This is a genomic window from Monashia sp. HAY1-2A, assembly GCF_056755315.1.
On the sequence record NZ_JBNDHY010000238.1, the window covers coordinates 1 to 4,073 of the forward strand.

A 4,073-nucleotide genomic window follows, 5' to 3' on the forward strand; every position below is an offset into this window, starting at 1 on the left:
GTCCTGGACGCCGCCACCGTCATCGCCCACGCCACCGGCGCCACCGTCCACGTCGTGCACATCGACCCCGACACCGCAGCCCTGGACACCGACACCGACACCGAAACCCCCGGCACCGCCTCCGCCCTGGTCACCACCGCCGTGAACACCCTGCACACCCGCGGCATCACCGCCGAAGGCGCCGTCATCCACGGCGAGGACACCGACATCCCCACCCTGCTCCAACAGCACACCCACACCCTCAACGCCGACCTGGTCATCCTCGGGGCCAACCACCGCACCGGCCTGCGCGCCCTGCTGGAACCCAGCGCCACCGACACCATCACCCGCCACCCCACCACCTGGGTCCTGGTCATCCCCTAACCACCCGACACCACACCCGCACCCACACCAAACGACCCCGAGGCCAACCACCCCGCAAACACCACGCAAGGCAAGCCGGCTTCCCCGTCCGCCTTCCGTGCGCCTCTCGTTCGCCTCGGACCGCGCTACCGCAAAGGGACGCGAACCTGCTGACCGTCGAGCAGTGAACAGGGCGGCGACTGCTTCGCCGGTCGGTATCCGTCGGCCCGTGTTCGCAGGCGACACGACTGGTGTCTCAACTCATGCCTGAAGCCGGTCAGACGCCGGCCGATTCACAGGTCGACGGCCTCGGCCGCCTTGCCCAGAGAGGAAAGCATGTCCAGAAAAATCAAGGTACTGCGGGCGATTGCCGTCCTGGCGATCATCGCGATGACGCTCGCAGTCAGGTCCCCGGACGGCTACGCCGGAACCGTCCACCACCCGGCCGCCGGAAGCTCGGCTGCCGCGACAGCCACCCCATCGAACGTCAACTTCGATGACATCGACAGCTTCGCCCAGCACGAGCTGAACGAGATGAACATTCCCGGCGCTGCAGTCGGCATCGTGAAGGGCACGGAAGTGCTCCACGTGAAGACGTTCGGCGAAGCCAGCGACGACGGCCGAGTCGTCACAGAGACGACACCGTTCAAAATCGGCTCCAACAGCAAGTCGTTCACCGCCCTTGCCGTGATGCAGCTTGTCGACGCCGGCACCGTCCACCTGGATGACCCGGTGCAGAAGTACCTCCCATGGTTCCAAGTCGCCGACAAGGCAGCCTCGAGCAAGATCACCGTCCGCCAGCTGCTGAACCAGACCAGCGGACTCTCCACCGTGTCCGGACTCACCTACATGTACCAAGTCGACGAGAGTGGCAGCGCCTTGGAGGACGTGGTGCGGGCCGCCAAAGACGTGGATCTGAGCTCGCAGCCGGGCACCACCTACCAGTACTCGAACCTCAACTACACGGTGCTCGGGCTCATCGTGCAGACAGTCTCCGGGCAGTCATACGAGGACTACGTGCAGGCCCACATCTTCCGCCCGCTGCAGATGACGCACTCCTACGCCTTCCCCTCTGAGGCGCGCGCTGCGGGGCTCGCGACAGGTCACCAGTTCTGGTACGACCGGCGCCAGCCCGGTGGCGGCCTCCTGGACAACAGGGCGACAACGCCGGCCGGGCTGCTGTCCTCCAGCCTCGAGGACATGACCCACTACCTGATCGCGAACCTGAACGGTGGCCGGTACAAGAGCGTCGAGCTCGTCTCGCCGACGAGCATGGAGCAACTTCACACGGGGGCAGCGAAAATCTCTGAGCACTCCTCTTACGCCATGGGGTGGATCTCCGGACAGCTCGACGGCATCCCCATCCTGGGGCACAACGGGGAGACCGGCGACTTCCACTCGACGATGGTCCTTCAACCGCAGCAGAAGTGGGGCGTCGTCGTCCTGATGAACGGCGCAAACGACCTCGACCCCGCGATGGACCGCGTCGCCGACGGCATCATGGCGAAGCTGCTGAACGTGCCCGGACCCAAGCCCGTCCCGAACTTGGCGAACACAGCCCTGTTGCTGGTCCAGGTCCTGGTCATCCTCATCATCCTGCAAGTCCTGGCGATCGTCCGCTCGATCATCCTGCTGCGCCGTTGGACCAACGGTTCCACGACCCGGAACTACCAGGTCAAGTGGGTGGTAACACGAGTGACCGTCGCCGGCATCGTCAGCCTCCTGTGGGGCGCGGTCGCGTTGCTCGTCCTTCCCTCGATGCTCGGTATGCCCACGTCCATCTTGTGGCACGTCGACACCGGCATTCCGATCCTTGTCACGGGCATCATCGCGTTGATCTGGGGTGCAGTCCTGAAGCCACTGCTCGGCATCGCTGCCGTTCGCCGCATGCGCAACCGTCGCGATGCTCGAGGCCAGTTCCCGGCCCACGCTGATGGGGCGGGGCAGGTTGCGCCTCCCGCGAACCTGCAAGTGTGAGTCATGATCGGGCGTCGGGCCGAGCATCGCTCGCCCCGACGCCCGACCACGTGGCCCGCTGCCTGGACGCCTCGAGCCAAGTTGTTCGTGCCGTCGATGAGGCTGACGGCAAGAAGGCCGAGGAGCCTCGGGTGGGCGCAATGGACCCGGCCCCCAGGAATGTGCGTCCCGCCGCCGACGGTCTCGCCCTCGCGATCTGCACAAGCCCCCAGAACATTGCCGAGCGCGTCCCGCGCCGGGTCGGGCGCCCAGACCCATCGCTGAGCCCTCGTTCAGCACCGGCCGCGCCGGCCAATGCGCACCGAGGCATCGACGCTGCGGTCGATGGAGGCATGGCCGGTCGAGCGTCGCCGCCCTCAATCGCGCCTTGATCGGACAGCGCGCAGGCCGGCAGTGCGCCAGCAGCGGGACCCTTGGAAGCGGTGGCCTGTGACCATCTTTTGAAGAGCCCTTCCGCGTCGGGGCGCACTGGTCGATTCGCCTGCCCCGCGTCGACATGCCCCCGGTGCGGGCACGTGTGAACGAAGTGACGCTCTGACCGCGGTGTGGGAGGGCGCGATGAAGGAGCAGGGCCCCGGGTCGTCCCACAATCCCGGTGCTGTGCATCCTCAGGGCTTGGGGGGATGGGGGCATGGCTGAAACCCTCGCTGGAAACCTCGCTGCAACCCTCGCTGTAACGAGGCCCTGTTAGGCAACCAACGCGGATGGGTGACTTGACCCACGGCGCCTCCTGATGCGGGGCCTCCAACGGCACCGCGCCGCGGGCTCGTCGGCGGGATGCGCGTGCGGTCCCTGCGGTCTTCGCCTTCGGCAAGCCGGAGGCGGAAGGGAGGACCGCAGTGGCGACCAGCGGCTCATCGGAAGGGCATGAACTTGACTGTGCTTGCTACGCCCGCCCAGTACTTGTCGTTGCCCGTCATGGTCAGACCGAGCCGTTCCGCAACCGCGATGCACAGTCCGTCTCCCAGAGAGAGCGAGTCTTCGCTAGCGTCCCTACGGGATTGCGCAACAAGTTCTGCGGCGCGCACGGTGTCTTCGTCGATGATCGGCTCTACGGTCAGGCCCATCGCCAGCAGGTCATCGTGCAGCTCCTGGCAGGATTGCCCATGCCCGCGCTCCTGCGCGCGGTAGAGCGTCTCGACCATCACTGGCGCAGGAACTGCACCGACTGTCAGGAGCTTGTCGACCGTGGTCGCACCCCGCTCGTGCAGCACCCAAGCCAGCACGGCGGACGCATCCAAGACCACCTTGCGAGCAGTGGCGCTCACAGGCCGAGATGGGCGAGTAGAGCCGCGCCCGCCTCGGCACTTTGCTGCTCCGTCCGAAGCGCGACCGCGTTATCAGCAGCGCGGCGATGCTCGAGTTGCCGGTCCTGGTCGCGCATCGCGCGGACATCGGCCTCAGTGTCGACGCCGGACCCCTCGGGGGCGGCGGCCCAGACGCGCGCACGGATCGAGCTCACGGTCTCGATCACGACCCGGCCGTCGCCGTCCGCGCGAGCCACGACCTCGTCGCCCTCTTCCACGTGCGCGGCGCGACGAACCGCGGCGGGCAGCACAACCCGACCCTTGGCCCCAACGTGGAAGGACGCGGACATGGCGCCAACCTGGAGTCTCATGTAGCCCATTGTGCCTCGACGTGCCACTTCTAGCAATGAAGTGGCACTGGTTGAACCCTGTTCCACCACTGTCTCAGTGGCGTCACCATTCTGAAGTGCTCATTTGCGATTGATCAGGGACAGCACGCTCGAGAAG

Annotated in this window: 4 protein-coding genes; 2 read left to right on the forward strand and 2 right to left on the reverse strand. The window is 66.5% G+C overall.

The window, feature by feature from the left end; translation table 11 throughout:
* Positions 1-363, forward strand: a 363-nt coding sequence (locus tag ACPYOM_RS21100) for a universal stress protein (RefSeq protein ID WP_481347451.1), incomplete at its 5' end; no start/stop codon positions are given.
* A gap of 315 nt (positions 364-678) precedes the next feature.
* On the forward strand, positions 679-2,319 hold the full coding sequence (locus ACPYOM_RS21105) for a serine hydrolase domain-containing protein (RefSeq protein ID WP_481347452.1): 1,641 nt from the start codon (positions 679-681) through the stop codon (positions 2,317-2,319).
* 854 nt (positions 2,320-3,173) lie between these two features.
* Here ACPYOM_RS21105 and ACPYOM_RS21110 read toward each other — a convergent pair.
* Positions 3,174-3,587, reverse strand: a complete 414-nt coding sequence (locus ACPYOM_RS21110; RefSeq protein WP_481347453.1) for a PIN domain-containing protein — start codon at positions 3,585-3,587, stop codon at positions 3,174-3,176.
* Entirely contained in the window at positions 3,584-3,916 is a 333-nt protein-coding gene (locus ACPYOM_RS21115; protein WP_481347454.1) for an AbrB/MazE/SpoVT family DNA-binding domain-containing protein, read from the reverse strand. Before ACPYOM_RS21115 ends, ACPYOM_RS21110 begins: the two co-directional genes overlap by 4 nt.
* Positions 3,917-4,073 lie beyond the last annotated feature (157 nt).

Coding starts and splice junctions, on each gene's coding strand:
- ACPYOM_RS21105 (WP_481347452.1), top strand. CDS start 679: ATGTCCAGAAAAATCAAGGTACTGCGGGCGATTGCCGTCCTGGCGATC.
- ACPYOM_RS21115 (WP_481347454.1), bottom strand. CDS start 3,916: ATGTCCGCGTCCTTCCACGTTGGGGCCAAGGGTCGGGTTGTGCTGCCC.